The sequence below is a fragment of the Bacillus sp. YBsi01 genome, assembly GCF_038406745.1.
Lineage (GTDB): Bacteria > Bacillota > Bacilli > Bacillales > Bacillaceae > Bacillus > Bacillus siamensis.
The window spans coordinates 1,244,158-1,269,712 of record NZ_CP151679.1 but is presented as its reverse complement, the minus strand read 5'-3'; the positions used below and the strand labels follow the sequence as shown (position 1 = coordinate 1,269,712).

29 protein-coding genes, 1 other RNA gene and 1 pseudogene are annotated in these 25,555 nt (G+C 45.6%); 25 read left to right on the top strand and 6 right to left on the bottom strand.

What is annotated here, in order from left to right; genetic code table 11:
* Positions 1–210: 210 nt before the first annotated feature.
* The 11 genes from panB to AADZ70_RS06260 all read left to right on the top strand — a co-directional run bounded on the left by panB (position 211) and on the right by AADZ70_RS06260 (position 10,604).
* Positions 211–1,044 (top strand): 3-methyl-2-oxobutanoate hydroxymethyltransferase, encoded by an 834-nt coding sequence (gene panB / locus AADZ70_RS06310; protein WP_016939076.1) that lies wholly within the window; start codon positions 211–213, stop codon positions 1,042–1,044.
* A gap of 3 nt (positions 1,045–1,047) precedes the next feature.
* Positions 1,048–1,908 (top strand): pantoate--beta-alanine ligase, encoded by an 861-nt coding sequence (panC, locus tag AADZ70_RS06305; protein WP_342007884.1) that lies wholly within the window; start codon positions 1,048–1,050, stop codon positions 1,906–1,908.
* A 1-nt stretch (position 1,909) separates the two neighbouring features.
* The gene (panD, locus tag AADZ70_RS06300; RefSeq protein WP_045927211.1) at positions 1,910–2,293 is read left to right on the top strand and encodes an aspartate 1-decarboxylase; all 384 of its coding nucleotides are present in this window, start codon (positions 1,910–1,912) and stop codon (positions 2,291–2,293) included.
* 121 nt (positions 2,294–2,414) lie between these two features.
* A complete protein-coding gene (gene dinG, locus AADZ70_RS06295) occupies positions 2,415–5,201 on the top strand; it encodes an ATP-dependent DNA helicase DinG (protein ID WP_342007883.1) in 2,787 nt (928 codons plus the stop codon).
* Positions 5,202–5,348: 147 nt separating this feature from the next.
* Positions 5,349–5,519, top strand: coding sequence for a YpmA family protein (locus AADZ70_RS06290; RefSeq protein ID WP_003153512.1), 171 nt, complete (start codon positions 5,349–5,351; stop codon positions 5,517–5,519).
* Between the two features lie 9 nt (positions 5,520–5,528).
* Positions 5,529–6,014: a cell wall elongation/penicillin-binding protein regulator TseB gene (tseB, locus tag AADZ70_RS06285; RefSeq protein WP_342007882.1), complete on the top strand. Its 486-nt coding sequence runs from the start codon at positions 5,529–5,531 to the stop codon at positions 6,012–6,014.
* Between the two features lie 22 nt (positions 6,015–6,036).
* A complete protein-coding gene (locus AADZ70_RS06280) occupies positions 6,037–7,218 on the top strand; it encodes a pyridoxal phosphate-dependent aminotransferase (RefSeq protein ID WP_342007881.1) in 1,182 nt (393 codons plus the stop codon).
* 134 nt (positions 7,219–7,352) lie between these two features.
* On the top strand, positions 7,353–8,645 hold the full coding sequence (gene asnS, locus AADZ70_RS06275) for an asparagine--tRNA ligase (RefSeq protein WP_016939070.1): 1,293 nt from the start codon (positions 7,353–7,355) through the stop codon (positions 8,643–8,645).
* A 94-nt stretch (positions 8,646–8,739) separates the two neighbouring features.
* Entirely contained in the window at positions 8,740–9,438 is a 699-nt protein-coding gene (gene dnaD / locus AADZ70_RS06270) for a DNA replication protein DnaD (RefSeq protein ID WP_016939069.1), read from the top strand.
* An 18-nt stretch (positions 9,439–9,456) separates the two neighbouring features.
* Positions 9,457–10,116, top strand: coding sequence for an endonuclease III (gene nth / locus AADZ70_RS06265; RefSeq protein ID WP_016939068.1), 660 nt, complete (start codon positions 9,457–9,459; stop codon positions 10,114–10,116).
* Entirely contained in the window at positions 10,113–10,604 is a 492-nt protein-coding gene (locus AADZ70_RS06260; RefSeq protein ID WP_342007880.1) for a YpoC family protein, read from the top strand. The genes nth and AADZ70_RS06260 overlap by 4 nt, the downstream gene beginning before the upstream one ends.
* Positions 10,605–10,681: 77 nt before the next feature.
* Here the strand turns inward: AADZ70_RS06260 and AADZ70_RS06255 are convergent, their stop codons facing one another.
* The gene (locus AADZ70_RS06255) at positions 10,682–13,462 is read right to left on the bottom strand and encodes a PBP1A family penicillin-binding protein (RefSeq protein ID WP_342007879.1); all 2,781 of its coding nucleotides are present in this window, start codon (positions 13,460–13,462) and stop codon (positions 10,682–10,684) included.
* A 38-nt stretch (positions 13,463–13,500) separates the two neighbouring features.
* Positions 13,501–14,109, bottom strand: coding sequence for a Holliday junction resolvase RecU (gene recU, locus AADZ70_RS06250; RefSeq protein WP_029575375.1), 609 nt, complete (start codon positions 14,107–14,109; stop codon positions 13,501–13,503).
* A gap of 41 nt (positions 14,110–14,150) precedes the next feature.
* On the opposite strand from recU, the gene AADZ70_RS06245 reads away from it, so the two are divergent.
* Positions 14,151–15,113: a DUF2515 domain-containing protein gene (locus AADZ70_RS06245; RefSeq protein ID WP_342007878.1), complete on the top strand. Its 963-nt coding sequence runs from the start codon at positions 14,151–14,153 to the stop codon at positions 15,111–15,113.
* Between the two features lie 38 nt (positions 15,114–15,151).
* On the opposite strand, the gene sspM is transcribed toward AADZ70_RS06245, so the two are convergent.
* Positions 15,152–15,256 carry an acid-soluble spore protein SspM gene (gene sspM / locus AADZ70_RS06240; RefSeq protein ID WP_016939063.1) on the bottom strand — a complete coding sequence of 35 codons (105 nt, stop codon included), beginning with the start codon at positions 15,254–15,256 and terminating at the stop codon, positions 15,152–15,154.
* 204 nt (positions 15,257–15,460) lie between these two features.
* Here sspM and AADZ70_RS06235 point away from each other — a divergent pair, with 204 nt between their 5' ends.
* Together AADZ70_RS06235 and AADZ70_RS06230 are read left to right on the top strand one after the other, a co-directional pair.
* Entirely contained in the window at positions 15,461–15,706 is a 246-nt protein-coding gene (locus tag AADZ70_RS06235; RefSeq protein ID WP_016939062.1) for a DUF5446 family protein, read from the top strand.
* Positions 15,707–15,751: 45 nt separating this feature from the next.
* Positions 15,752–16,120: a YppE family protein gene (locus tag AADZ70_RS06230; protein ID WP_045927218.1), complete on the top strand. Its 369-nt coding sequence runs from the start codon at positions 15,752–15,754 to the stop codon at positions 16,118–16,120.
* Between the two features lie 37 nt (positions 16,121–16,157).
* Here the strand turns inward: AADZ70_RS06230 and AADZ70_RS06225 are convergent, their stop codons facing one another.
* Positions 16,158–16,340: a YppF family protein gene (locus tag AADZ70_RS06225; RefSeq protein WP_003153532.1), complete on the bottom strand. Its 183-nt coding sequence runs from the start codon at positions 16,338–16,340 to the stop codon at positions 16,158–16,160.
* Between the two features lie 187 nt (positions 16,341–16,527).
* On the opposite strand from AADZ70_RS06225, the gene AADZ70_RS06220 reads away from it, so the two are divergent.
* The gene (locus AADZ70_RS06220; protein ID WP_064779092.1) at positions 16,528–17,001 is read left to right on the top strand and encodes a YppG family protein; all 474 of its coding nucleotides are present in this window, start codon (positions 16,528–16,530) and stop codon (positions 16,999–17,001) included.
* Between the two features lie 29 nt (positions 17,002–17,030).
* On the opposite strand, the gene AADZ70_RS06215 is transcribed toward AADZ70_RS06220, so the two are convergent.
* Positions 17,031–17,444, bottom strand: a complete 414-nt coding sequence (locus AADZ70_RS06215; RefSeq protein ID WP_045927220.1) for an Hsp20/alpha crystallin family protein — start codon at positions 17,442–17,444, stop codon at positions 17,031–17,033.
* 137 nt (positions 17,445–17,581) lie between these two features.
* On the opposite strand from AADZ70_RS06215, the gene AADZ70_RS06210 reads away from it, so the two are divergent.
* From AADZ70_RS06210 to AADZ70_RS06170, 9 genes and pseudogenes are all read left to right on the top strand, one after another.
* Positions 17,582–18,088, top strand: coding sequence for a PTS glucose transporter subunit IIA (locus AADZ70_RS06210; protein ID WP_016939058.1), 507 nt, complete (start codon positions 17,582–17,584; stop codon positions 18,086–18,088).
* A gap of 98 nt (positions 18,089–18,186) precedes the next feature.
* A complete protein-coding gene (locus AADZ70_RS06205; protein ID WP_342007877.1) occupies positions 18,187–20,433 on the top strand; it encodes a DEAD/DEAH box helicase in 2,247 nt (748 codons plus the stop codon).
* A 19-nt stretch (positions 20,434–20,452) separates the two neighbouring features.
* On the top strand, positions 20,453–21,691 hold the full coding sequence (locus AADZ70_RS06200) for a ribonuclease H-like domain-containing protein (protein ID WP_342007876.1): 1,239 nt from the start codon (positions 20,453–20,455) through the stop codon (positions 21,689–21,691).
* Positions 21,692–21,812: 121 nt separating this feature from the next.
* Positions 21,813–21,920 (top strand): annotated as a pseudogene (locus AADZ70_RS06195) (hypothetical protein); the annotation flags it as partial.
* Between the two features lie 83 nt (positions 21,921–22,003).
* Positions 22,004–22,246: a spore coat protein CotD gene (gene cotD / locus AADZ70_RS06190; RefSeq protein WP_076982573.1), complete on the top strand. Its 243-nt coding sequence runs from the start codon at positions 22,004–22,006 to the stop codon at positions 22,244–22,246.
* A gap of 88 nt (positions 22,247–22,334) precedes the next feature.
* Positions 22,335–22,883 carry a DUF1273 domain-containing protein gene (locus AADZ70_RS06185; RefSeq protein WP_029575374.1) on the top strand — a complete coding sequence of 183 codons (549 nt, stop codon included), beginning with the start codon at positions 22,335–22,337 and terminating at the stop codon, positions 22,881–22,883.
* Between the two features lie 79 nt (positions 22,884–22,962).
* A complete protein-coding gene (gene gpsB, locus AADZ70_RS06180) occupies positions 22,963–23,262 on the top strand; it encodes a cell division regulator GpsB (protein ID WP_003153541.1) in 300 nt (99 codons plus the stop codon).
* A gap of 55 nt (positions 23,263–23,317) precedes the next feature.
* Positions 23,318–23,699, top strand: an RNA gene (gene rnpB, locus AADZ70_RS06175) — RNase P RNA component class B.
* A 97-nt stretch (positions 23,700–23,796) separates the two neighbouring features.
* Complete coding sequence (locus AADZ70_RS06170) at positions 23,797–24,963, top strand: class I SAM-dependent RNA methyltransferase (protein ID WP_316099219.1); 1,167 nt, start codon at positions 23,797–23,799, stop codon at positions 24,961–24,963.
* A gap of 39 nt (positions 24,964–25,002) precedes the next feature.
* On the opposite strand, the gene AADZ70_RS06165 is transcribed toward AADZ70_RS06170, so the two are convergent.
* Positions 25,003–25,155, bottom strand: a complete 153-nt coding sequence (locus tag AADZ70_RS06165; protein ID WP_003153548.1) for a YpzG family protein — start codon at positions 25,153–25,155, stop codon at positions 25,003–25,005.
* A 164-nt stretch (positions 25,156–25,319) separates the two neighbouring features.
* Between AADZ70_RS06165 and AADZ70_RS06160 the strand changes: the two genes are divergently transcribed.
* Positions 25,320–25,511, top strand: a complete 192-nt coding sequence (locus AADZ70_RS06160; RefSeq protein WP_049628671.1) for a hypothetical protein — start codon at positions 25,320–25,322, stop codon at positions 25,509–25,511.
* Positions 25,512–25,555: the final 44 nt, after the last annotated feature.

The window sequence follows — 25,555 nt, the reverse complement described above, 5'->3', positions numbered from 1 at the left end:
CTTCCTATGGGCAGTATCATAATGAACTGCACCTGATCAGCAGAACAGAGATTACGAAAAGTCTGCCTTGATCCAAAAAAGGACTGGGACAGAGGGATGACATTCGCTGAACGTTAAACAAGTGGGAATCCTTCTTATTTTACAGAAGGCTTTTTTGCTTGCGAAGAATTGGCGGATCATCTCCTCACCGTTTAGAGGAGGAGAATCAGAATGAAAACAAAACTGGATTTCATGAAAATGAAGGAAAACGGAGAGCCGATCGTGATGCTGACCGCTTACGATTATCCGCAGGCAAAACTGGCGGAACAGGCTGGAGTCGACATGATTTTAGTCGGGGATTCGCTCGGAATGGTCGTGCTCGGACTCGATTCAACCGTCGGCGTAACGGTCAGTGACATGATTCACCATACAAAAGCGGTAAAACGCGGGGCGAAAAATACGTTTATCGTAACCGACATGCCGTTTATGTCTTACCACCTTTCGAAAGAAGATACATTGAAAAATGCCGCGGCCATTATTCAGGAAAGCGGAGCGGACGCGTTAAAGCTTGAAGGCGGAGACGGCGTTTTCGAATCCATCCGCGCGCTGACACTCGGCGGAATCCCTGTCGTCAGCCATTTAGGCCTTACACCGCAGTCTGTCGGAGTGTTAGGCGGATATAAAGTGCAGGGAAAAGATGAGCAAAGCGCGAAAAAGCTCATCGAAGACAGCGTGAAATGCGAACAGGCGGGAGCGATGATGCTCGTGCTTGAATGTGTGCCTGCTGAACTGACCGCAAAAATAATAGAAGAAGTATCCATTCCCGTCATCGGAATCGGAGCTGGCTCAAAAGCTGACGGCCAAGTTCTTGTTTATCATGACGTCGTCGGCCACGGCGTGGACAGAACACCGAAGTTCGTGAAGCAATATGCCAAAATCGACGGCGCGATTGAATCTGCGCTCAGCGGTTATGTGCGTGATGTGAAAGAACGGGTTTTCCCGGAAGAAAAGCATTCTTTTCAGATCAACCAAACTGTGCTGCAAGGCTTGTACGGAGGAAAGTAAGCGATGAAACAACTGACAGAAACTCAACAGCTGAAAGAACTGATTGCGCAATTCCGCTCAGAAGGCCGTACGATCGGATTCGTCCCGACAATGGGTTTTCTTCATGAAGGACATCTGACGCTGGTTGAAAAAGCAACTAAAGAAAACGATATTGTCGTGATGAGCATCTTTGTCAATCCGACTCAATTCGGACCGGGCGAGGATTACGAAGCATATCCGCGTGATTTAAACCGCGATGCCCGGCTTGCAGAACAGGCGGGGGCAGATGTATTGTTTACGCCGTCTGCAAGTGACATGTATAAAGGCGAGCAAAATGTTGCCGTGCATGTAAAAAGAAGAACTGACGTGTTATGCGGCGCCTCCCGCATCGGTCATTTTGACGGAGTGGCTACTGTGCTGACGAAGTTTTTCAATCTCGTTAAACCGACCCGCGCCTATTTCGGGCTGAAAGATGCCCAGCAGGCAGCAGTTGTGGACGGATTGATTGAGGATTTCTTTATGGATATCGAATTGGTTGCGGTGGATACGGTCAGAGAAGAAGACGGACTTGCCAAAAGCTCTCGCAACGTCTATCTGACTGAGCAGGAACGCAAAGAAGCGCCGATGATCTATAAAGCATTGCAGCAAGGTGCCGAACTGGTCAGAGACGGTGAAAGAAATCCGGAAACCGTCATAAAAACCGTCACCGATATCATCGAAAACACAAGCGGCGTCATTGATTATGCCGAATTGTACGCTTATCCGGAGCTGACTCCGCTTAAAACATTAAACGGCAAGGTCATTCTGGCCTGCGCCGTTCAATTTTCTAAAGCAAGACTGATTGATAATATCATTATTGATATTGATGAATGGGAGAGATCATAATATGTACCGCACTATGATGGCCGGAAAACTGCACCGCGCTACCGTGACGGAAGCCAATTTGAACTATGTCGGCAGCATTACGATTGATGAAGATCTTTTGGATGCCGTCGGAATGCTCGTTAATGAAAAAGTTCAAATCGTCAATAATAACAACGGAGCGAGACTTGAAACGTATATTATTCCCGGTAAGCGGGGGAGCGGCGTGATCTGTTTAAACGGAGCTGCTGCCCGCCTCGTCCAACCAGGAGATAAAGTCATTATTATTTCTTATCAAATGATGTCTGATCAGGAAGCAAAAAGCCATCAGCCGAAGGTGGCGGTTTTGGACGATCAGAATAAAATCGAGCAGATGCTGGGCCAGGAGCCGGCGCACACGATTTTGTAAAAGAGCCCCCTTCATGGGGGTTTTCTTTTAAGATTCAGGGGCAAAAGCTGTTTTTCCGCTCCATTTCTCAGCAAAACGTGTTACACTTTTCTCGTATGCAAGAATTGAGGTGTCCATTTTAATGAACAAGCAACGGTTCGTTGTCATAGATGTCGAAACAACAGGAAATTCGCCGAAAAAGGGCGATAAAATCATTCAAATCGCAGCGGTTGTCATTGAAAATGGACAAATAACTGAGCGGTTTTCAAAATATATCAATCCGAATCAGGCCATTCCGCCATTTATTGAACAGCTGACCGGCATTTCATCCGGTATGGTTGAAAATGAACTGCCGTTTGAAGCGGTCGCAGAAGAGATTTTTCATCTGCTTGACGGCGCGTATTTTGTTGCCCACAATATTCATTTTGATCTCGGATTTGTCCGGCATGAACTGAGCGAAGCGGGCTATGAGCTGCCGGATTGTGAAGTGCTTGATACGGTTGAGCTCTCGCGTATTGTTTTTCCGGGGCTTGAAGGGTATAAGCTCGGTGAATTGTGCACGGAGCTGAATATTGTTCATGACCGGCCTCACCGCGCAGACAGCGATGCGGAGGTTACGGGGCTGATCTTTTTAGACATTTTACATAAACTGAAACATTTGCCTTTGCCGACGTTAAAGCAGCTTAGAAGGCTTTCACAGCATTTTATCAGCGATTTGACGCTGCTTTTGGATTCTTTTATACATGAAAGCAGACCGGCGGCAGAAGAGAGCTGCATTCCGTACGGGTCTTTTTCAATTAAAGAGCCCGAACAAATTCCGGCTTCCCGTCCGGTGAGTGCTGCCATTGATCTTGAAAAATGGAACGATGAAAAAGAACAGCTCTTATCTGACATCATCCCCCGCTATGAAAAGCGGAAAGGGCAGCTTGCGATGATGGATGAAGTGCTTGGCGCCTTTTGCAACCGGGAGCATGCGCTGGTAGAAGCGGCGCCCGGCATCGGAAAAACAATCGGTTATCTCGTTCCGGCTGTCTTATTTGCTAAAGCGGAACAAACTCCCGTCATTATCAGCACGTACTCTACTCTTTTGCAGCAGCAGATCATGTCTAAAGATATTCCGCTTTTGGAGCGTATGTTTCCATGGCCGGTTAAGGCCGCTGTTTTAAAAGGGAAATCGCATTATCTGTGCTTGCGCAAGTTTGAACATATTCTGCATGAGGAAGATGACAACTATGATGCGGTTCTGACGAAAGCACAGCTTCTCGTCTGGCTGACAGAGACTGAAACGGGCGACGCCGCCGAGCTGAATCTTCCTTCGGGCGGCAGATTGCTGTGGGAGCGCATGTCTTACGATGAGGATTCTTTTTTGAAAAAAGGGAAGAACTCCGCCGCCGAATTTTATGAACGGGCAAAAGCAAAAGCGCAGGCCGCAGATCTGATTATCACCAACCATGCTTTGCTGTTTGCAGATCAAAGCAGTGAAACAAAAAAACTGCCCGCAAGCGGAACGGTCATCATTGATGAAGCGCATCATTTCGAACGAGCCGCCAGCGAGCATCTAGGGCGGAGAGCTTCGTACATCGGGCTGCACACAAAGCTCAGCCGCATCGGAATATTAAAAGAACACGGGCTGTTAAAGCGGATGAGAAAACTGTTTTATACGTATGAATTGCCGGCCGAAAGTTTTTTTGACGCCGATGAGTGGATGAAGCATATTCAATCTGAAAGTGACGCATTTTTCAGTTTGGTGCATTCTTTTGTCAAACGAAGAAAACCTAAAGACGATCTGAACCGTCTCGTCTATAGTCTGAATCATAAAAGCCAGGATAAAGGCCTTTACATGATAACGGACGGAGCGGAGCGGCTTTGCGCGATGCTGGATCAGCTGCTCGACGTGTTTTCAGTACAGGAGAAACTGTTGCATCAAAAGCTTGATGAGATGAAGAGCGGAGCGGCCTTTTTAGCGGCCGAGTATGTAAAATGCATCAGAGGGCTGAAAGAATATCGCGATACGTTCAGCAGACTGCTGTTTGAAAATGATGAGAAAGAAGCCGTTTGGATTGAAATTGATGCCAAGGGCGCAAAAAACGCCGTCAGCATCTATGCACAGCCGCTGGAGCCCGGTGAAATGCTGGCAGACCAGTTTTTCGCCCGTAAAAAAAGCGTAGTGCTCACATCTGCGACCTTAATGGTGGAGCAGTCTTTTCAATTTATGATTGAAAGGCTCGGACTGTCGGATTTTTATCCGCGCACCAAAAGCATCCCGTCTCCTTTTTCTTATGATGATCAGATGAACGTCATCATTCCGAAAGAGATGAAATCCCTCAAATATGACGGAGAGCGGGAAGTTATTGAGCATATTGCCAAGTATGCTGAAATCATGTCAAAGGGAAAACAGCCGAAGATTCTTATCCTGTTTACGTCTCATGATATGCTGAAAAAAGTGTATCAGGAATTGAAACTCAGTATGGAGATCTCAGGCATTCAGCTTCTCGGCCAGGGCATCTCGGGCGGAAGTCCCGGTAAATTAATGAAAACCTTTAAAACGGCAAGCCGGGCGATTTTGCTCGGGACGAATCATTTCTGGGAAGGCGTTGATTTTCCGGGGGATGAATTGTCAACCGTCATGATTGCAAGGCTTCCTTTCCGGGCGCCTGATAATCCGCTTCATGCCGCAAAATGTGAATTCGCCAAGAAGCAGGGGAAAAACCCGTTTCAGACGATTTCTCTGCCTGAGGCCGTGTTAACGTTCAGGCAGGGAATCGGGCGTCTGCTCCGTACGGCGGGAGACAAAGGAACGATCGTTCTTTTAGATCAGCGTGTAAAGACGGCGGGGTACGGACGGCTGTTTCTTGATGCGCTCCCGACTTCATCCCTTTTGGAACTGACGGATGCCGAACTCAGGGATTACGTCAGCCAAACGGAATAAAAGCCGCATAAACGCGGCTTTCGTGGTGTGGGATGAGGAATTGTTTATATGATAAAAGCGGGTTCATGCCGCCTTGTGATTTTATTATGCCGCGCGTGGATCCCGTTATGACTAACAAAATTTGTTCGACCGATGGAGGGTATAAAAATGGAAAGCAAAATTGAGATTCTTTCTACAATTAATGTGGAGCATTCAGATGATTTATATAAAATCGTCGATACATTAAACCGGACTTTGAAAAGAGATAATCTGATGTTCGGACTGGCGCTTGACGAAGAAAATCAAAATGAAGCGGTCTTCACCATTTATCGCACATAGGTGAAAAAGATGAGAAAAAAAGCGTTAATATTTACAGCCGTATTTGGTATTATTTTTTTAGCGGTTCTTTTATTTTCGGCCAGCATTTTTAAATCTGCAATGGCTCAAAAAGAGGAAGGCCACGACACAGCTGTTGCAGCCGCTAAAGAAAAAACGGATCTGACAGATGCTGAGAAAGTGGAAACCTTTGTCGGTAAACAGAAGTATTACGTTGTGTCCGGAACGGATAAACACGGAAAAGACATGTATGTATGGGTCCCGGCCGACAAAAAAGCAAAAATTCTCTCGAAAAAAGCCAGTGACGGCATTTCAAGCAGCAAGGCTGCCAAAATCGTTCAAGACGCAGGGCTTGTTTCAAAGCTGAATGACGTTCACCCGGCGAGAGAAAACGATGTTCCATTATGGGAAGTGACCTACATCAACAAAAACGGGCAGTATAGTTTTAGCTATGTGGACTTTACAAGCGGCAAGATTCTCAAAAACATCACACCGTGAGACGTATTAGGGGGAGTTCAAGTTGAAATTGGCAAAAAGAGTATCCGCATTAACACCGTCTGCAACACTTGCAATTACCGCAAAAGCGAAAGAGCTGAAAGCAGAAGGCCATGATGTCATCGGCCTCGGAGCAGGAGAACCTGATTTTAATACGCCTCAGCACATTATAGATGCCGCGGTGCGTTCCATGAATGAAGGCCACACAAAATATACGCCTTCAGGCGGTCTGCCGGCCTTGAAAGACAGCATCGCTGAAAAATTCAAAAACGACCAGGGGATTGAATATAAACCGTCAGAAATCATTGTCTGCACCGGAGCGAAGCACGCCCTATATACATTATTTCAGGTCATTCTCGATGAAGGAGACGAAGTGATTATACCGACTCCTTACTGGGTAAGCTATCCTGAGCAGGTGAAATTGGCAGGAGGACGTCCCGTCTATGTGGAAGGACTGGAGTCCAATCAGTTTAAAATTTCACCGGAGCAGCTGAAGCAGGCACTCACTGAGAAAACAAAAGCAATCATTATCAACTCACCGAGCAATCCGACAGGTGTCATGTATACGAAAGAAGAGCTTAGTGAACTCGGAAAAGTGTGTCTGGAGCATGACATTCTGATCGTTTCTGACGAAATTTATGAGAAGCTTACATACGGAGGAAAAAAACACGTCTCAATCGCACAGCTTTCCGATGAATTGAAAGAGCAGACGGTCATCATCAACGGCGTGTCGAAATCCCACAGCATGACGGGCTGGAGAATCGGTTATGCGGCGGGATCTGAGACGCTTATTAAAGCGATGACGAGCCTTGCGAGCCACAGCACGTCAAATCCGACGTCTATCGCTCAATACGGCGCCATTGCGGCATATAACGGGCCTGCTGAACCGCTGGAAGAGATGAGACAGGCATTTGAGCACAGACTGAATACCATCTATGCTCAGCTCAGCGAAATTCCCGGATTTACCTGTGTCAAGCCTGAAGGGGCATTTTACTTGTTCCCTAACGCCAAAGCCGCAGCAGAAAACTGCGGATTCAAAGATGTTGATGAATACGTGAAGGCGCTTCTGGAAGAAGAAAAAGTCGCCATCGTACCGGGCTCCGGCTTCGGCTCACCGGACAACGTCCGTTTATCTTACGCAACGTCACTTGATCTTTTAGAAGAAGCGGTCGAAAGAATCCGCCGCTTCACGGAAAAACATAGCTGATTCTGAAAAAGCGGCTTTTGAAGCCGCTTTTCATCTGCATTGACCCCGTAAGAGTAGAACGGGTATAATAAAGTGATGAAAAAAGAGATTCAGGCAGATTCCTGAATGTCTTTCTTGTTCTGGAGGGAAAGATTTTGAAAACAACAATCAACCAAGTGTATAAACACACAGGCGAGGAAGTAACGATTGGAGCTTGGGTCGCAAATAAACGCTCAAGCGGTAAAATCGCATTTTTACAGCTGAGAGACGGTACCGGCTTCATTCAGGGAGTTGTCGTCAAAGCTGAAGTTGAAGAAAACATCTTCCAAATCGCGAAATCAGTGACGCAGGAAACGTCACTTTACGTAAAAGGGATTGTGAAAGAAGACGAGCGTTCACCGCTTGGCTATGAGCTTGCAGTCACATCCATTGAAGTCATTCACGAAGCGACCGATTATCCGATTACACCTAAAGAGCACGGCACGGAATTTTTAATGGACCACAGACATTTGTGGCTCCGTTCGAAACGCCAGCACGCGATTATGAAAATCCGCAACGAAATCATCCGTGCGACTTATGAATTTTTCAACAAAGAAGGTTTCGTGAAAGTTGATCCGCCTATTTTGACGGGAAGCGCTCCTGAAGGCACGACTGAGCTGTTCGCGACAAAATATTTTGACGAAGACGCCTTCTTGTCTCAAAGCGGTCAGCTGTATATGGAAGCTGCTGCAATGGCGCTGGGAAAAGTATTCTCATTCGGACCGACATTCAGAGCGGAAAAATCAAAAACGAAACGCCATCTCATCGAATTCTGGATGATTGAGCCTGAAATGGCATTTGTTGAATTTGAAGAAAACCTTGAAGTTCAGGAGAATTATGTTTCTTACATCGTACAAAGCGTGCTGGAACATTGTAAGATCGAGCTGAACACACTGGGAAGAGACACGTCCAAATTAGAACAAATCAAAGCGCCTTTCCCGCGCATTACGTACGATAAAGCGATCGAGTTCCTGAAAGAAAAAGGATTCGACGATATTGAATGGGGAGATGACTTTGGTGCGCCGCATGAAACAGCGATTGCAGAAAGCTATGACAAACCGGTGTTTATCACTCATTATCCGACTTCATTAAAACCGTTTTATATGCAGCCTGCCAAAGATCGTGACGATGTCGTGCTATGTGCCGATTTAATCGCTCCGGAAGGCTACGGGGAAATCATCGGCGGATCTGAACGCGTTCACGATATGGATTTATTGGAAGAAAGATTAAAAGAACACGGTCTGGATTCAGATGCTTACAAATGGTATGCTGAACTCAGACAATACGGTTCTGTTCCGCACTCAGGCTTCGGCCTCGGACTTGAGCGGACAGTGGCTTGGATCAGCGGAGCGCCTCACGTGCGTGAAACGATTCCGTTCCCGAGACTTCTGAACCGTCTGTATCCGTAATAGTTTTAAAAAACGAAGTCTCCTGCAAGGGAGACTTTTTCTAAGTAAAGGGGAAAGCTCCCGGAGATAACCTTTTACAGTAAGAGGTGTAAGGATGAAAAAACAGCAATTTATAGATATGCAGGAACTCGGTATTTCAAGCATTCCCAACCTGCTGCTGACACATTACCGGCAGCTCGGTCTGAATGAAACCGAATTGATTCTGCTTTTAAAGATTAAAATGCATTTGGAAAAGGGTTCTTATTTTCCGACGCCGTTTGAACTGCAGTCAGGGATGTCCATTTCTGCGGAAGAATGTACAAGCTGCCTGAGAATGTTCATTCAAAAAGGTTTTCTGTTTATTGAAGAATGTGAAGACCATAACGGCATAAAGTTCGAAAAATATTCTCTGCAGCCTTTATGGGCGAAGCTGTATGATTACATGCAGCATTCACAAAATGAAACGCAGGAAAGAACGTCAGAAAGAGAACAAAAAAGCCTGTACACCATCTTTGAAGAAGAGTTTGGAAGACCGCTGTCTCCGCTTGAATGTGAGACGCTGGCCATATGGCAGGACCAGGATCAGCATGATGCAATTCTGATTAAACATGCGCTAAAAGAAGCTGTCTTATCAGGAAAGCTCAGTTTTCGCTATATTGACCGGATTTTATTTGAATGGAAAAAGAACGGCTTCAAAACGGTTGAGCAGGCGAAGGCGCACAGCCAAAAATTCCGGCGTGTTCAGACGAAACAAAATGAACCGCAAAAAGAGTATACGAGACAGGTGCCTTTTTACAATTGGCTGGAACAGTAACTTGAGAAGGGGAGAAACGTGTTAAATTTAAAGCAGATTGAATATTGTCTTGATAAAATCGGTGATATGTTTCCGCACGCAGAATGTGAACTTGTCCATTCAAATCCTTTCGAACTGGTTGTGGCAGTCGCTTTATCTGCGCAATGTACGGATGCTCTCGTTAACAGAGTGACAAAAACGCTATTTCAAAAATATAAACGGCCTGAAGATTATCTTGCCGTTCCGCTGGAAGAACTACAGCAGGATATTAAATCAATCGGCCTGTACCGAAATAAAGCCAAAAATATTCAAAAACTGAGCAAAATGATCATCGAAGAGTACGGCGGAGAAGTGCCGAAAGACCGGGATGAGCTTGTGAAGCTGCCGGGTGTCGGACGGAAAACGGCAAATGTGGTCGTATCCGTTGCTTTCGGCGTACCGGCAATCGCTGTGGACACTCATGTGGAACGTGTCTCGAAAAGGCTAGGCATCTGCCGCTGGAAGGACTCTGTATTGGAAGTAGAGAAAACATTAATGAAAAAAGTGCCCAAAGAGGATTGGTCTGTCACACATCACAGATTAATATTTTTCGGGCGGTATCATTGTAAAGCGCAATCTCCCCGCTGTGCGGAATGTCCTTTGCTTTCGTTATGCAGGGAAGGGCAAAAGCGTGACAAAAAAGGGCTGGTGAAACGGTGACGGCGATTAATATTCTGGCAGGCTATGAAACATACTTGCGCAGTCTTACGGATCTGGATAGCTTAGAGGTCAAAGCGGCTTTGCGCCGGCATCCGCTGTATATGGATTTCAGCAGTCAGCCAAAAGTGAAGCCGTGGACGGAAAGGAGCGAATATGTTCCGTTTCTTTTTCAGATTTGGAACGAAACGAAAGAAGCGCTGCTTCCCGTTTTTCAAACAAGAAAATCCAGGTGTGATCAAAATGATATGCTGAAGGGGATTGCCTGTCTGATTGCCGCGTTTCATTGGACGGCAGGGGAGCGGGTCACATCACTTGATTGGTCTGTGCTTGAAACCAAGCATTTTCCCGCGGAGCCGATTAATTGGGCGGAGAGAGTGGCGTTTATTTTAACAAAACCGACTCAATTTCACTCATTTATTCAGCTGGACGAATTGATGACGGAGATGACAAAACAATATCATAAATATGAAGCTATGAACAAATTATAAAAACCTCCTTATAAGAAAAGGAGGTTTTTTTGTATGAAAAAAATCCTTCACCTGTTTGAGGTGAAGGATTCCGTCCGCTAATGAGCGGGATTTGACTGGATGGTTGACGAATTGGACTGCCCGTTGACATTTGAAGATGAATCTTGGTTTTTGTCCTTCTGGCCGCTGTCAGGTTTTTTCGAACCGTCTGAACCGGTATCGGAACCATTATCAGAGCCGTTATCTTGCTGTCCATTGTTATCCGTCCCGTTACCAGGCTGATTCGGATTGTTATTATCCGTTTGATCCTGATCGGATTGGTCCGGATTTTTATTCGGGTCATCGGTTGGTGATTGATCCGATCCGTCTGACGTATCTGTTTGATTATCGTCTGTTTTCGAATCATCGGTTTGGGTCTTGTCTTTATCCTTATCATCAGGTTTCTGTTCATCGTCAGTCGCTTTATCTTTATCTGCATTGTCTTCTTCATCTTTCGGAACTTTGAAAGATGCTGATGCCGTATCGCTTTTTCCGTCATCATTTTCCGCTGTCACCTGGAAGCTGTATGTGGACCCAGGGGTGACATTTGAGACGACGGCTTCTTTTGCCGAACTGTTTTGAATGTCACTGTAGCTTCCGCCGTCAACGGATTGTTTGACATTGAAAGTTGCATCGCCGTCATAATCCCAGCTTAAAGTTAATGATTTTTTATCTTTGTCGTATTTCACTTGCAAGCCAGTCGGTTTATCGGCTTTTTCTTTTGCGTACGTTTTAGAAACGGCAGTAGGCTCCGTTCCTTTCACGAAGTACTCCGTCACTTTTTTATCATCCGGCGTATTAGGTCCGGCTAAAGCGGCAGGATTCGAGCCTTTCTCAACTGTTTCTTTTACGACGCTGTCAGGCTGCTTGAAGCTTCCTTTACCGTCATCAACGTATGAGATCAGCTTTTGGAAAATCCGTTTTGCGACTTGCTGGTCTGTCGATGACAGTGATTTTTTGCCTGCTTTGTTGCCAGACTCAACACCGGTCCAAACCGCCGCTGTATATTGAGGGGTGTAGCCGACAAACCATGAGTCTGGGACTCCGCCTGGAGCAATGTTATATTTTTGAATATCATCTTTAGTAAAGTTTGTCGTACCCGTTTTACCGGCGACTTCCACGTTCGGTACTTGAGCCAGTTTACCCGTTCCTGATTGCACCACTGTTTTAAGCATATCGGTAATCATGAACGCTGTGTAATCGCTCATAGCACTCTTCGGTTTCGGTGTTAAATCAAGCTTAGTGCCGTCATTGAATTCAATCGATGTGACAGCGTGCGGTTCATTGTACGTTCCGTTATTTCCGAACGCACTGTAGGCGCCTGCCATGGTCAGAGGGGAAACGCCCGGATTATCAGCTCCAAAACCGCCGATCGAATAAGATTCCGTAACACTGTCTTTGTTTAATCCTAGTCCTAAGTCGTTCGCAAAGTCGACCGCATTATCTTTACCGGCTGCTTGGTATGCCTTCAGAGCCGGAATATTACGTGAGTCTGCGAGAGCTTGACGCATAGATATCTGTCCTTTGTAATCATTGTCCCAATCATGGATCGGTGTGCCGTTAGAGTACGTATATGCAGAATCATTAATCTGCTCATACGTCGACCATTTTTTATTTTCAATGACCGGCCCGTAATCAAGAATCGGTTTTATCGTTGAACCTGGCTGGCGTCGAGTGTCTGTCGCGTAGTTAAATCCCCCGGTAGTTCTATTTCGTCCTGCTCCGATGGCGCGGATTTCTCCGTTTGTCGTATCAAGGAGGGTGACGCCGCCCTGCATGCCTTCGGTAAAGCCGGCCGTGTCTCCGTTCATCAATTGATCAAGATAATCTTGTGCTTTTGTATCAAGGGTCGTGTAAATTTTTAATCCGTCAGTTGAAATATCGACGTCTTTCTTTTCTTTTGTCTCAATTTCTTTCATGACTTCTTCGACAAAAGCGCTGTATTTATTTGTGTCCTTTTTATCGTATTCCTTTTGGCTGACGACGCCTTCATCTTTCATGGTCACTTTCTTCGCTTTTTGGTATTCAGAATTTGAAATGAATCCTTGTTTTTCCATTAAGCTGAGAACGATGTTCCGGCGTTTTTCGGAAGCCTTCGGATTTTTAACCGGGTTATATCCCGTCGGGCTTTGCGGCATTCCGGCAAGCGTTGCCGCCTGTTCAACCGTAAGCTTGCTCAAATCTTTTACGCCGAAGAATTCTTCAGCCGCTTTGCCGACGCCATAGGCGCGCGGTGAGAAATAAATTCTGTTTAAATACATTTCTAAGATTTCATCTTTAGAATAATGGCGCTCCAACTGCAGTGAAAGCCACACTTCCTGTGCTTTCCGTTTAATCGTTTTCTGATGGGTCAAAAGCGAGTTTTTCACAACCTGCTGGGTGATCGTGCTTCCTCCCTCTGAACCGAAACCATCCGTAAAGTTGGCGACCAAGGCGCCGCCGATCCGGATCGGGTCTATTCCGTGGTGCTTATAAAAACGGGCGTCCTCTGTTGCGATAAATGCTTCTTTCACAACATCGGGTATATCTTTAATCGGGACGTAGGTTCGTTTTTCGCCGCCCACTTCCGCGATTTCTTTGCCGTTTTTATCGTAAATTGTTGAAGAGTAAGGCGTTTTCAGCTTGGCTTCGTCCAAAGACGGCGCACCGGAAACTAAAACGGCAAATGCCGCGGCTCCGCCGACTATGCCAAGGACAAACAGAATAACCAAAGACAGCACAATCTTTTTGAATAAACCGCCTTTACGCTGTTTCTTTCCTTTTTTCGGTGAAGAAGACTTGGGGCTTTTCGTCTGCCTAGCCTTGCGGCGTTCTTCACGGCTCTTAAATTGATCTGACATAACATCTCAACCTTTCGTTAATCAACCTTTCGCTCAGTCTACTGTCCCTGCGAAAAATAAAGCTGTTCAATAATACTAATATAATCAATTCTCGGTGAGTATCCAAGGGAAATCGGAAAGGAAGCATCTTCTAATTCGTCTTTGCGAATCGACTTTCTGCCGTTGTTCTCCTTTCTCTCCCAAAAGACAAACAGCTTGTCGGCCTCGAGGAAATAAACCTTTTCGAAAGCGGATATAATAACAAAACAAATGCCGTCTTGCCTGACCACCTGCTTCATGTGCTCAATTTGATGGTCATGAAAATTCTGCAGGGGAAATGCCGTTTTGTTTTTTGTTTCTTTTGCTTCGAAATCAATGTAGCGCCCTTTATAAATCCCATTGTAATCGGTTGTCGAAGACTGCTTAAAATAAGCTTCCTTAATGACTGCGGCGCTTCTTTTCGGATAATGGACGTTTACAATCTGGACGGGAGTCGGCTTTTTGTGAATAACCGCAATTTGGTTAGCCAGATAATACTTATTCGTTTCATTCAGGTCGTCTTCGAGGGTCATGCCGCGATTACTGTATGAATGGGACCGTTTCTGGCTGTTTTGGGATGAAACCGTTTTGTTCGGCTGAAAAGTTTTTCCATTCGGATACCGAATCACTTTTTCCATCCTCCTTATCAAACTCATAGTGACGGAAGTGAATGAACGTGCATAAACGACAGACCGTAACAGCCATTCTTCATCAGATCGAAAAAGAGACGAAAATAAGAAATGCCGATAACATTTCTAGGACAAATGCCTATAAAGCATATTATGACCGCCATCCTGAAATCAAATGGACGCTTTTGGCATCTTTTGTGTCCCGCAATGCGGGCTGGTCGATGACTGATTTAAGAGGCGTCCTTTATCAGGAGGGTCTTGACAGCAGGCAGAAAAACTGGTTTTTCCTTTCGTATGAGAGGGCGAATTGGCTGATTTTTTCTGATGCCTATCCTCAGCTTCTGATCTACCAGTGGTCAAAACAGATCGGCGAACCTCTTTTCTGTCATCTTCCGCATTTCCGCGTCTCGGCTTTCATGCAGGAAGAATGGCTCCGCTTTTGGCGTGACGGGGATACGGAACGGCTCATGTATGCTCTTATTATAAATGAACAAAACACTATCCAAGCACCTATTATACAAAATCCTTCGTTTAAAAAGAATGTTTTTGGTACGATTCCTTTTTATTTAAGTGATTGGTTTCACTTTAACACAGTGATATTCCCCTCATTTGACGGATGTTTATACGGAATTTCCGTCAAACGGTTTTCAAAAACAGAAGAAAGAATTACGCTCGGAAAACAGCTTGCCCGTCTTTTGTTCAGTCCTGATCTTCACGCTTCTTTTTACCGTTTTCTCGATACCGTTCCTCATACCGGCTCGCGCTTTGATATGGAGAAAATGATCGGCATCAAAAAAAGAACGTCACCGATGCTGAGGACAACTTATCCGATTGTTGCCCACTCATTAGACGGCAAAAAGGCGGATTGGTTTCAAAAAAGGTTAAGGAAAGGGGCTTTTTTACAGGAGAAAATGCCGAAACAGCTTGAACTGACGGACTGGTATTTACAGAAAAGGCGGGAACTCCACGCGCTTTTCGCGGTTAAAGAGTGGCTTAAAAAATAAAAAGCCCGAAACCGTTCGCTGAGGTTTCGGGCGGTGTCTTACGTAGAAGGGCGGTTTGGGCCGCCTAATTTTTTATCAAGCGTATCAGTCGTTTTTGATTCGTTTTTTTGCTGTTTACCTGCATTTTTCGGTCTCGTTTTCATACGGCACCTCCTCAACTGTATCGTTTGCATTAACGTGCCGGTTCATACAAAGTTTGCGGCACTTTTTTGTCGAAAAGTCCGTCTTTTAGGTTAATATCTGTTTGTTTGCCGAACTGCTTCTAGTTTTGTCAGGTGCGGAGGAGAGCGGTATGAAAACGAGAATTATATCAGGAGAGACGCAAGTGACAAAAGGGAGGAACATGAATGTCTGTTTACACGAGTAAGGCTGATATTCTCCGTCTGCTTTCTGATATCGAAGTCCGGATTTCTGCCGCTGAAAAGACGCTTACACAGGCAGTTAAGTCCTGTCAGGCGGAAGCTGAAGAAATCAGGCAGGACCGGCTTGCCCGCATTGAAGAAGAGGCCCGCGAGCTTCATGTTTGTATTGATGATCTGTTTTTGACTGACCGTCGTAAAAAGGATTTGCCGAGAGCCTGCCGGATCAGCTGATTTTATGTGAAAACTTTGGTACGATATGTACTGAGGTGAGTCCGTTTGCAGACACAGTCGTTATTGAAACTGACAGTACAAATGATAGAGGCGGCTCTTGAAGCCGACAGAAGATATCAGGAAGGAAAAGAAACCGGCCGTTCATATGATTTTTTTGATGTGATTAAACCCGATGTTGAAAAAAAAGACCGGCTTTGCGCGATTTGGACTGAAGCAGCGCTTGCGTTTATTCAGGAAAACCGTCCGAAATACGTTCATCACGCCCAAATTCAGGCCGTTTCAGAAAATTTCGGAGAGCTGATCCTCCAATCATATGTTCATCATATTCATAAAAAAAGATACAAGGATCTAACTGAATCTGTTTTATATACGCTTCGTATATTGAGAGATGAAATTGAAAAAGAAGGCAGCTGAAACAGCTGCCTTCTTTTATATAAAGGGGTCGGGTATGTTATTCATACGCCGGGTTTTCTGCTCCACTTGCTTCGAGAACCTTCATACTGTTACGAAATTCGGTTGCGGTGAGATGGCCTTGAATATAGAGGAACTTGGCAAAGTCCATCAGTTTATCTGCACAATCTGTTTCATATTTTTTCACTTCTGCAAAACGTTTTCTTAAGTATGATACGTTCATAATGGTGCATCCCCTCTCATGTATGTTGAGATTATGTTAACATAACGATTCGACTTTTTTCTGTTTTTAAAAAATTAAGACTTTCGACAGCATTTGACAAAGATGAGGCTTTCCGAAAGCACATAACCAAGGCGGGATTCATACATATATAGAAGAAACTAAGCGAGAGGCACAGGGGGAATGTCATATGCAATGGAGAGCGCAGCCGTATCAAAATATGTACCAGCAGCCGGCGGGATATGTCTATCCGCAGCAGATACAGCCGCTGCAGCAGCCGAATCAGCAGCAGATGCAGCCATTACAGCCGCAGCCGTATCCGCAGCAAATACAGCAGCCATTGCAGCAGCCGCCGTATCATCAGCAAGGGCAGTTTCCGCCGCAATTTTATCCGAATCAGGAATACGGTCATATGCAGCAGCCGTACACTCCCGCCCCGCCTCAGGCAGGCATGCCCGGGGGGCCGCCGGGATTTGTGAATCCTTACCCCGTTCCCAGACCGAATCAGCAGCAGCCTTCCCAATTCTCAGGGATACTCTCACAGTTTAAAAAGACAAATGGACAGTTTGACTTTAATAAAATGATAGATACAACGGGGCAGATGGTAAGCGCCGTAAACCAGGTCGGATCGCTGGTGAAAGGATTTACCAGTATCTTTAAATAAAAAGCATGAATGATGTCTATCATTCATGCTTATTTTTTAGGTAAAAAGATGGTAAGCGTGTGCTCATTCCAGGATGTTTCCATATCTTCTTCCCGCACCTCATAAGGGAGGACGACGGTTCTTGTCATGCTTGAAGACACGTGGGATGAATGGGCTTGCTTGTGATCGTGCCGGATTGTTACGTGGAGGTAGCACCCTTTCGTTTCCACCAGCATATCCCCGTCACGGAACGTCGGAGGGACGCTGATGTCAACCGCAAGGCCCGAGGGCTCTTCTCTGACGTCAATCGTTACTTGTGCTTCAGTAAAAGCAGAATTGACAAGATGCTGAAAACCCTGCATCAATTCTGAGAAGGGGCCTGAGTGAAAAAATTGATCCATCGCATGGCTGAGGATGTCTTCATTTCTTTCCAAATAACGTTTATCGTCTTCATTTTGTTCCATAGGATCACCGCCTTTTTACAACAGACTATGCGCTGTTATCCCGTATGGTTAAGAATTGAAGGAAAAAAGAAAGTATGGTTAAATAGTGGAGAATAAACTGGTAACGGACTCACATTTAGGAAGGGGAGCACAACACATTGCTGAAAAAATTATTCGGATTGGGAGACAGCCGGAAAAAGCCGGCCGAGGAAGTGATTTTTTCTCCGGCTGACGGAGCGGTAATGGATTTGGCTTCAGTGCCGGATCCCGTATTTTCACAAAAAATGATGGGGGACGGGATCGCCATCGAACCTGCAAACGGAGATATTGTTTCACCGGCTGAGGGAGAAGTGATTCAGCTGTTTCATACAAAACACGCAGTCGGCATCCGCACCCTTTCCGGAGCGGAACTTTTGATACATGTCGGTTTGGATACCGTCAACATGAACGGAGAAGGCTTTGAAGCACACGTAAAAGAAGGGGACAAAATCAAGACAGGCGACCTGCTTTTAACCTGCGATCTGGATTTAATAAAAGAAAAAGCAAGCAGCACCGTCATCCCTATGGTCATTATGAACGGCGATGCCGCGGAGCCTTTGCAATTTGCAGGCGCAAATGAAGCGAAAAAAGGACAAACAGAGCTTTTTACAATAAAAATGAAGTAGGCAGGGGCTGATTCCCTGCTTTTTTTCTTGTAAAGTATTTTCATCTAGCCAGGCAAACAAATATTCGGTAAACTGTACCTCATAAAGAGGTGTGAACGATGAAGAAAAAATCACTGAGCGAACTGATTCAGGAATTAAAAGATCACGAAAATATTGTGCATTGGCATGAAGAGGAACCGCGGGAGGCCAAAACCATGCCAATGCCCGATCAAGTGGACCCGAAGATCCGGGCGGCTCTCGAAAAAAGGGGAATCGAACGGCTCTTTACCCATCAATACTCCGCTTTTCAGACGGTTCAAAACGGAGAAAGCATCGTGGCCGTCACACCGACGGCCTCCGGAAAAACTTTGTGCTATAATCTTCCGGTTCTCCAGTCTATTGCGGAAGATTCCACAAGCCGCGCGCTTTATTTATTTCCGACAAAGGCGCTTGCACAGGATCAAAAAAGCGAACTGAACGAAATCATAGATGAGATGGGCATGGACATCAAAAGTTTTACTTACGACGGCGATACCTCTCCGGCCATCAGGCAGAAGGTCAGAAAGGCCGGACACATTGTGATTACAAATCCCGATATGCTTCATTCAGCCATTCTTCCCCATCATACAAAATGGGTGAGTCTGTTTGAAAACCTGAAATATATCGTCATTGATGAATTACATACGTACCGCGGCGTATTCGGCAGCCATGTGGCAAACGTCATCCGCCGCTTAATGAGAATCTGCGCCTTTTACGGAAGCACGCCGTCATTTATCTGCACATCCGCAACAATCGCCAATCCGAGGGAATTGGCGGAGCAGCTGACGGGAAATCCTGTCAGGCTGATTGACGACAACGGCGCTCCGAGCGGAAGAAAGCACTTTGCTTTCTACAATCCGCCGATTGTGAATAAACCGCTGCATATTCGGAAAAGCGCCACCGTGGAAGTGAACGAGCTAGCCAAAACATTTCTGAAAAATAAGATCCAGACGATTGTTTTTGCAAGAAGCCGCGTCAGGGTTGAAATTATTTTAAGCCACATTCAGGAAATCGTAAAAAAAGAAATCGGCGCGAAGTCTGTCAGAGGCTATCGCGGCGGATATCTTCCGAAAGAAAGAAGAGAAATAGAGCGGGGATTAAGAGACGGCAGTATTCTCGGTGTTGTCAGCACAAATGCGCTGGAGCTCGGCGTTGATATCGGCCAGCTTCAGGTCTGCGTGATGACGGGATACCCGGGCAGTGTTGCGAGCGCGTGGCAGCAGGCGGGCCGGGCCGGACGGCGGCAGGGGGAGGCGCTGATTGTGATGGTCGCGAACTCTGATCCGATTGACCAATATATTGTGCGCCACCCTGATTATTTCTTTAAACGCTCGCCTGAATCTGCACGGATTAATCCTGATAACCTCATTATACTGGTCGATCATCTGAAATGCGCGGCGTATGAGCTGCCTTTCAGAGCCGAGGAAACATTCGGAGAAAATGAGGCAAAAGACATTCTCGAGTATTTAGAAGAAGAAGGGGTGCTTCATGAAAATCGTGAACGATATCACTGGGCGAGCGATTCATTTCCCGCTTCAAACATCAGTCTTCGTTCGGCTTCGCAGGAAAACGTGGTCATCGTGGACCAATCAGAGACGGCCGATGTGAAAATTATCGGAGAAATGGACCGCTTCAGCGCGATGACGCTTCTTCACGATGAAGCGATTTATCTTCATGAAGGGGTGCAGTATCAGGTTGAAAAGCTTGATTGGGAGCACAAAAAAGCATACGTGCGAAAAGTCGATGTCGAATATTATACGGATGCCAATTTAGCGGTGCAGCTGAAAGTGCTGGAAATCGACAGAACGGACAGCAGAAGGAAAACGGCCATCCATTTCGGGGACGTGACCGTGAATGCCCTTCCAACGATATTTAAAAAAATAAAAATGACGACATTTGAAAATATAGGATCAGGACCGATTCATCTTCCTGAAGAAGAGCTGCATACAAGTGCAGCCTGGCTTGAATTAAAAGAGACGGATTCTGAGATCGGCGAAAAAACGCTTGAGCAGCTGCTTTTAGGCATTGCTCACGTCCTGCAGCATATCGTGCCTGTATACGTCATGTGCGACCGAAATGACGTGCATGTCGTGCCGCAGATCAAAGCGGCTCATACGGGACTGCCGACAATCTTTTTGTATGATCATTATCCGGGCGGAATCGGACTTGCTGATGAAGTATATAAACGATTTGATGAAATCAATGAAGGGGCTATGCGTCTGATCAGACAATGTCCATGTCAAGACGGATGTCCTTCCTGCATCGGCTCCGAAATAGAGGGAATAGATGCAAAGAAAGCGATTCTCCGGCTCTTGAATTACGTGTAAAAGAAAAGGGGGACGAAAGATGTCCTTGAAAAATAAATTAAAGCGGATGAAAAACCACCTGAATATTCCGGAAGCTGAAATAAAGCCTGCTGCTTCTTCGCTTTCGGACCCGGATATTCAAGTCCCGTTTAAAGAAGAATGGGAGGCATTCGGAGTTAAGCCTTTCTTCTTTGAAGATGAATACTGTCTTATCCGCGAAACCGTTTATCCGCTTTCGCACCGCCACGGACGGTACAGCTTCAGTGAACTTGATGACGTCATGGCGTTATGGAATAAAGGCGGTTTGACGCATACTTTATCAGCCGAAGGATACGAAAAGAGCCAGCTGTTTTTCTTTGATACTGAAACGACCGGACTCGGCGGCGGGGCCGGCAATATGATTTTTTTGCTCGGTCATGCGAGGGTATATGAAGACCGTGTCACAGTCAAACAGCATCTGCTTCCCAAGCCGGGGAACGAGGCGGCTCTTTACCAAAGCTTTTTAAGTGAGGTTGACATTACGTCCCTTGTTACGTATAACGGCAAAGCCTTTGATTGGCCTCAGGTCAAAACAAGACACACATTGCTGCGGGACAGACTTCCGAAACTTCCTGAATTCGGCCACTTTGATCTTCTGCACGGGGCGAGACGGCTTTGGAAACATAAGCTGGAGCGTGTATCGCTTTCGGCAGTTGAAAATGAAGAGCTTGCCTTTAAAAGGGGTGAAGACACGCCCGGGTATTTGGCGCCGATGCTGTATTTCCAATTTTTAAAGGCGGAGGATCCCGATCTTTTAAAGGGAGTGCTCCTGCATAATGAACAAGACGTGCTCTCCCTTATTGCTCTATACATCCATATGTCAAAAAAGATTTTTGCATCCGCTGATCAGACGTCGGAACATCAGGAAGCCTACGCCATGGCGAAGTGGTTTATCGCCCATAAAGAAACCGATCGGGCTGTTTCACAGCTGGAAGCGCTGCGAGGCAAAGCCTTTGAAAATTCGGATCGGGCCCTTTTTGATTTAGCGATGCTCTATAAAAAACAAAACCGCAGGCAAGACGCCGTGCCCCTTTGGGAGAAACTGACGGGCTCTGATCTTCACATATGCAGACATCAATCAGCGGTTGAGCTGGCGATCTATTTTGAGCATCATGCAAAAGATTTCAAAAAAGCTCTGCAGGCCGCGCAGCTGGCCGCAAAAGACGGAGAAATATCGGAAAAAGAAGCCGAGAAACTCCATGTGAGAATTGCCCGGCTGAAGAGGAAATATTCCTCTTGAAATATTGCCCGGGAAAGCGCAAAAGCCGAGCTGTTTCGCCAAAAATATTTTTTTCTGAATCAGCATCGATTTTGTTGTAGAATGGTGCCGCATCCTGTAAAATAGCGTTAGTTATTTATAGGGGAGAGTTGGTATGTATAAAGGTGTTTTTTACTTGTTCTTTGTCGTGGTTTTTTTGATTGCGTTTGTATTTTCGAATTTTAAAGACAGTCTGCTGATGCACTTCTAAATTGGGTGATTGAATTAGAACATGCACCCGCTTATCTTCATAACCTAACAGTGTAATAAAAGTTAATGGAGAGGGGATTTAGCATGTTCCATCATCATCATCATTGCTGCAGACCAAACGTAATGCCGCCGATTGTTCATCCGACTAATTGCTGTGAACACCATTGTTTTACTAACACGGTTGTGCCGCATATTCATCCGCAACATACAACTAACGTAAATCACCACAACTTTGAGCACGTTCATTACTTTCCGCACACTTTTTCAAATGTTGACCCGACAACTCACCAGCATTTTCAGTGCGGAAGCCCTTGCTGCGATCATTAGTATTGAACGTTTAAGCATGGTCGGTAAGGATATCAGCAAATCAAAATGGGGCCCGATGGGAGCCCCATTTTTTAAAGCAGGTGATCAATTGAAAGTATTAGCCGTAACAGGGTACAAGCCGTTTGAACTCGGTATCTTTAAACATGATGACCGGGCGCTTGTTTATATAAAAAAGGCGATAGAAGCCAGACTCAGAAGCTTTCTTGACGAAGGCTTGGAATGGATTCTCATATCCGGACAGCTGGGGACGGAACTATGGGCGGCAGAAACGGCGTACGATCTCAGGGAAGAGTATCCGGAATTAAAGGTTGCTGTAATCACGCCGTTCTACGGCCAGGAAGAAAAGTGGAAGGAACCGAATAAAGAAATGTATGAATCTGTGCTTGCACAGGCAGATTATGAGGAGAGCCTGACGCATCGGCCATATGAAAGCCCGCTTCAATTCCGGCAGAAAAACGCGTTTTTTATTGAAAAGTCAGATGCGCTTTTGCTTTTATATGATCCTGAAATGGAAGGATCGCCGAAATATATGCTGCAGCAGGCGGAAAAACGCCGTGAAAAAGACGGTTATCCGATTTATTCGATTACGATGGACGATCTCCGGGCTGCCGTTGAAGAAGAAGACTTCTTTACATAACATGTCAGAGAACATTTGACAACGGGACGTGTTTCTGAATAAAATATAACATGATGATTCACGATACGAGGTGAAAAAGATGCTTGCTGATAAAGTAAAGCTTTCTGCGAAAGACATTTTGGAAAAAGAATTTAAAACAGGCGTTAGAGGTTACAGACAAGAAGACGTTGACAAATTTTTAGATATGATTATTAAGGATTATGAAACCTTCCATCAAGAAATTGAAGAACTTCAGCAGGAAAATCTGCAGCTGAAAAAACAGCTTGAAGAAGCAAGCAAAAAACAGCCGGTGCAGTCGAATACGACCAACTTTGACATTCTGAAAAGGCTGTCCAACCTTGAGAAACATGTATTCGGCAGCAAGCTTTACGACGAATAAGACAGATGCACTTGTCAAATGAGACAAGTTGCTTTATAATGAACAAGTGTTCTTAACGTTCGGGTAATCGCTGCAGATCTTTGAATCTGTAGAGGAAAGTCCATGCTCGCACGGTGCTGAGATGCCCGTAGTGTTCGTGCCTAGCGAAGAAATAAGCTAGGGCAGCCTTGATAGGCTGACGGCAGGAAAAAAGCCTAAGTCTCCGGATATGGCTGAGTATCCTTGAAAGTGCCACAGTGACGAAGTCTCATCAGAAATGTTGAGAGTGGAACGCGGTAAACCCCTCGAGCGAGAAACCCAAATTTTGGTAGGGGAACCTTCTTGAAGGAACTGAACAGATAGAAGGACAGAATGCTTTCTGTAGATAGATGATTGCCGCCTGAGTACGAGGTGATGAGCCGATTGCAGTACGATGGAACAAAACATGGCTTACAGAACGTTAAACATTTATTGATATGACAAATTAGAGCTCTCCTTTAAAGGGGAGCTTTTATCTTGAATGAAATGAAAGCTGAAAAGAGACAGGGTGATACGATGAAGAAGTACACACTAATCGCGACGGCGCCGATGGGAATTGAAGCGATTGTCGCCAAAGAAGTGCGTGATTTAGGCTATGAATGCAAAGTAGACAACGGAAAAGTCATATTTGAAGGGGACGCGCTCGCGATCTGCCGCGCTAACTTATGGCTGCGGACGGCTGACCGCATCAAAGTACAGGTCGCCGAGTTTCAGGCAAAAACGTTTGATGAGCTGTTTGAAAAAACAAAAGCGATTGACTGGCGCGCATACATTCCGGAAAACGCAAAATTTCCCGTTATCGGAAAGTCCGTGAAATCAGTGCTTGCCAGTGTGCCTGACTGCCAGCGGATCGTCAAAAAGGCGATAGCGGAAAAGCTGAAACTGCAATCAAGAAACCAAAATGAATGGATTGAAGAAACGGGTCCCGAGTACAAGGTGGAGATTTCGCTTTTAAAAGATAAAGCCGTCATCACGCTGGATTCATCGGGAACAGGCCTTCACAAACGGGGATACAGGGTTGACCAGGGCGGAGCTCCGATAAAAGAAACGCTTGCTGCCGCTTTAGTTCTGTTAACGAACTGGACGCCTGACCGTCCGTTCGTCGATCCGTTCTGCGGTTCCGGCACGATAGCGATTGAAGCCGCTTTAATCGGGCAAAACATTGCTCCCGGGTTTAACCGAGATTTTGTGTCGGAAGACTGGGAATGGATCGGAAAAGAACTGTGGGACAAAGCGCGTCTTGAAGCGGAAGAAAAGGCGAACTATGATCAGCCGCTGCAGATTTTTGCCAGTGATGTGGATCACCGGATGGTCAACATCGCCAAAGAAAACGCAGAAGAAGCGGGGCTTGGAGACCTGATTGAATGCAAGCAAATGCGGGTGCAGGATTTTACGACGAAACTCGAATTCGGCGTAATCGTCGGAAACCCTCCGTACGGCGAACGGCTCGGCGAAAAAAAGGAAGTCGAGCGGATGTATAAAGAAATGGGCCGGGCATTTGAATCTCTTGATACTTGGTCTATCTACATGTTAACGTCAAATGAACAATTTGAAGAGGTTTACGGAAGAAAAGCGACAAAAAAGCGCAAGCTCTTTAACGGTTTTATCAAAACGGATTATTATCAGTACTGGGCTAAAGTGAGGCCGCAGCGGAAAAAGCCGCAACAAAGAGAAGACGCCTGAAACAGCGTCTTCTCCGGCATCTTTACATTTATTCTGCCATTACCAGCGGTGCGCTTTTGCATTGCTCCGTAAAATAATGTTGGTCTGGGACATTTCGGTGTGGCCGTTCACCTGCGATTTAGAGCGTTTCGGCCGCGTCCAATTGTGATGAAACAATTCAGAATGCTGATCTAATCGATCTTTATAACTCATGTAACCATCACTCCCGGATAGAATAAATTTGTGAAGATGGATATTCGATCGAATATCTGTTGTAGTTTGTGCAGGTCATGTGCCAATCATTCAGGAAGCATGTATAGAAAGTGAAGCATCGGCATAGAATGATGATTATTTCTATTTGAGAGGTGATCTATTTTATGCTGAACAGCGAGCACTTCAGTAAGATACAAAAGGCGCTGGCCGCAACTTCTTCCCAGCTGCAGGAAGTTGGAGCGGAGTTCGATCCTTCCGCCATGACTCACGCACAGGAAGATCTTGAAAATGCAGTAAAACATACACATTCAACAGACCATCCGTTTTTATGTTTGCATATCTTTAATCGGAAATGAAAATCAAAAAACTTGGCGCGGCCAAGTTTTTTTGTTGTATTGAA